The sequence below is a fragment of the Pseudoalteromonas sp. SWYJ118 genome, from assembly GCF_015864505.1.
Lineage (GTDB): Bacteria > Pseudomonadota > Gammaproteobacteria > Enterobacterales > Alteromonadaceae > Pseudoalteromonas > Pseudoalteromonas arctica.
Window position 1 is genome coordinate 1 of record NZ_JADYXC010000055.1, and the last position, 2,822, is coordinate 2,822.

Below are 2,822 nucleotides of genomic sequence, written 5' to 3' on the forward strand. Positions count from 1 at the left end.
TCGAACGTCTTGTTAAAAACATTGGATGTTTGTCATTCAATATTCGTAACCAACAGAAGCATATTCCACTTAATATAATAGTCAGTTACTTTTAAATTAAGTGGCTTGGTCGAACTATAAGGGTTTTCAAGACGGACAAATTACAGTTGGCTTTTTGTTCGTACCTCACTTATTTTAGCCAACTGCAATTTGCCGCTTAAAACGGCGTTGAGGCTGTAGAATTACTCTTTCTAGGAACGTATTCTACTATTTTCATTTGATTGCTTTTTAACCTTGAATCCATTCATTCGCTGTGATCTAATAGATATTATTCACCCACGGTAAACTGTTATGGCTAACTATAAGCCTGACTTATCCTGTCAAAATAAATTCATTCCTATCAATTTCGCTGAGCAAATTTTGCCTGGCACCTTTGAGTATGCCCTTTGTTATATTGTCGAAAATAAACTCGACTTGTCGGGTTTTGACGCGTGGTATAACAACGACAAAACAGGCGCTGCTGCGTATCCGCCTTCGGTAATGCTAAAGATTATTTTACTGGGTTATGCACATGGTTTGATCAGTAGTCGCCGAATTGCTAAAGCGTGTGAAACGAACATTTTATTTATGAGTGTATCAGGGGATATTCAGCCGCATTACACATCAATAGCGGGATTCGTGGCCAAAATGCATGAACAGATTGAGCCGCTTTTTACGCAAGTACTGATGATATGTGATGAAGAAGGCTTGATAGGCCGCAACATGTTTGCCATTGATGGGTGTAAATTAAAGTCCAATGCAAGTAAGGAGTGGAGCGGCAAATTCGATGAGTTAGACCGCAAAAAAGCAAAACTAGAACGCGCAAGCAAACGTATTATTGAACGCCACCAATCACAAGATGGACTGGGCGAAGAGTTAATAACTCAGGACTTAAAACAAAAAGAAAAGCTGGATAGAAGTGCAGGTAAAATCACCGAGTTTTTAGCCACTCACGAAGAGAAAACAGGCAGTAAAGGCAAGCCTGTTAAAAGTAATATCACTGACCCAGATAGCGCAAAAATGACGACTTCAAAAGGGACGATTCAAGGCTACAACGGTATCGCGATTAATGACGATAAACACCAAATCATCCTGCAAGCACAAGCATGGGGCTCAGTGGGTGAGCAACAAACCCTACAGCCAGCTGTTAAGCAATTAAAGCAGCAGCTTGATAAATTGAACACTGACAAGCGCAAATACGATCACACGATTAAGTTCACCGCAGACAGTGGATTTAACAGCGAAGCAAATCTCGAATTTATGGCGCAAAGCGGGTTCGATACGTACATTGCGGATAATCAATTTAGAAAACGAAACCCGCTGTTTAAAGACAGCGAAACATACGAAACGGAGCAAGAAAAGCGCCGACTAAAACGCAGCAAAGGCAAGCCACGCTTATTTACCTCAGACGATTTTCATTATGATGAGGCAACTCAAACCTGCCGTTGTCCTGCAGGTAATGATATGTGGCGAAGTGGGGTTAATGTAAAAAGTCATAACCAGCAATACACGCGATTCTGTGGTTACTTAAAAGACTGTAAAACGTGCCCGCTACAGCAGCAATGCATGCGAAAGCTACCCATTAAAACGGGGCGACAAGTACAGTTTATAAATAATGAATCACGCAAAAAGCTGAGCTATGTAGACAAAATGAAAGTAAAAATAGACAGCCCAATCGGACGACGACAATACAGCAAGCGATTAGGCTGTATTGAACCCGTGTTCGGCAATATTACCGTCAACAAGGGCATGAATAAATTGACCTTACGGGGTCAAACGAAAGTTAATACGCAATGGCAACTGTATTGCCTTGTTCATAATATAGAAAAACTGCAAAACGCGATGCATTAAGAAGGGGAAGTCCTTTTAACCTAAATAAAACCACTCAACCACTCGTAATCGCTTCCAAAACGCCAATTTAAACAACACCAAACACTTCTTTATATGCTGCGTAAAAATACAGTAATCAATTGAACCAAAATAGGAACTCAGCTATGGTTTGTTTATCAATAAAACAAATTTTAAAACGAGTTAATCTACAGGCTCGTTATATGCAAAGTAGAGTATGAAGAAACAATATTTGAGTTTTGATGTTCTTGACGAGTCGGATAAAGATTTTTTTATTAATGATTCGTGGTGTGATTATTGTGAGAAAGCTGATTTAGGTATAATTGATCCTAAAATTTATATTTTAGATGAAAAGCAACACTTAGAAGGTGTATGTAAAATTTGTGGTCATAAGCAGATTACAGAGGTTATTTTCACAGAAATAAAAGGCTAATTACTGTAGTTGTAATTTGCATATAACAAGCTGTTAAAGCGGGACAAATTACAGTTGGCTAGTTCCGCTCCGCTTCACATTTTAGCCAACTACAATTTGCCCCTTAACAGGGCGTTGAGGCTGTAGAATTACTCTTTCTAGGAACGTATTCTACTATTTTCAATTGATTGCTTTTTAACCTTGAATCCATTCATTCGCTGTGATCTAATAGATATTATTCACCCACGGTAAACTGTTATGGCTAACTATAAGCCTGACTTATCCTGTCAAAATAAATTCATTCCTATCAATTTCGCTGAACAAATTTTGCCTGGCACCTTTGAGTATGCCCTTTGTTATATTGTCGAAAATAAACTCGACTTGACGGGCTTTGACGCGTGGTATAACAACGACAGAACGGGCGCGGCGGCGTATCCACCCTCGGTAATGCTAAAGATTATTTTACTGGGTTATGCTCATGGTTTAATTAGTAGCCGCCGAATTGCTAAAGCGTGTGAGACGAACATTTTATTTATGAGTGTGT

The 2,822-nt window shown here is 39.2% G+C and carries 3 protein-coding genes; all 3 read left to right on the forward strand.

The features are described from left to right. Positions 1–330 precede the first annotated feature (330 nt). Positions 331–1,869 carry a transposase gene (locus tag I6F48_RS21100; RefSeq protein ID WP_197120238.1) on the forward strand — a complete coding sequence of 513 codons (1,539 nt, stop codon included), beginning with the start codon at positions 331–333 and terminating at the stop codon, positions 1,867–1,869. A 214-nt stretch (positions 1,870–2,083) separates the two neighbouring features. Then, positions 2,084–2,299 carry a hypothetical protein gene (locus I6F48_RS21105; protein ID WP_197120239.1) on the forward strand — a complete coding sequence of 72 codons (216 nt, stop codon included), beginning with the start codon at positions 2,084–2,086 and terminating at the stop codon, positions 2,297–2,299. Between the two features lie 237 nt (positions 2,300–2,536). Continuing rightward, a partial coding sequence (locus tag I6F48_RS21110; RefSeq protein ID WP_197120240.1) for a transposase occupies positions 2,537–2,822 on the forward strand: 286 nt, incomplete at its 3' end.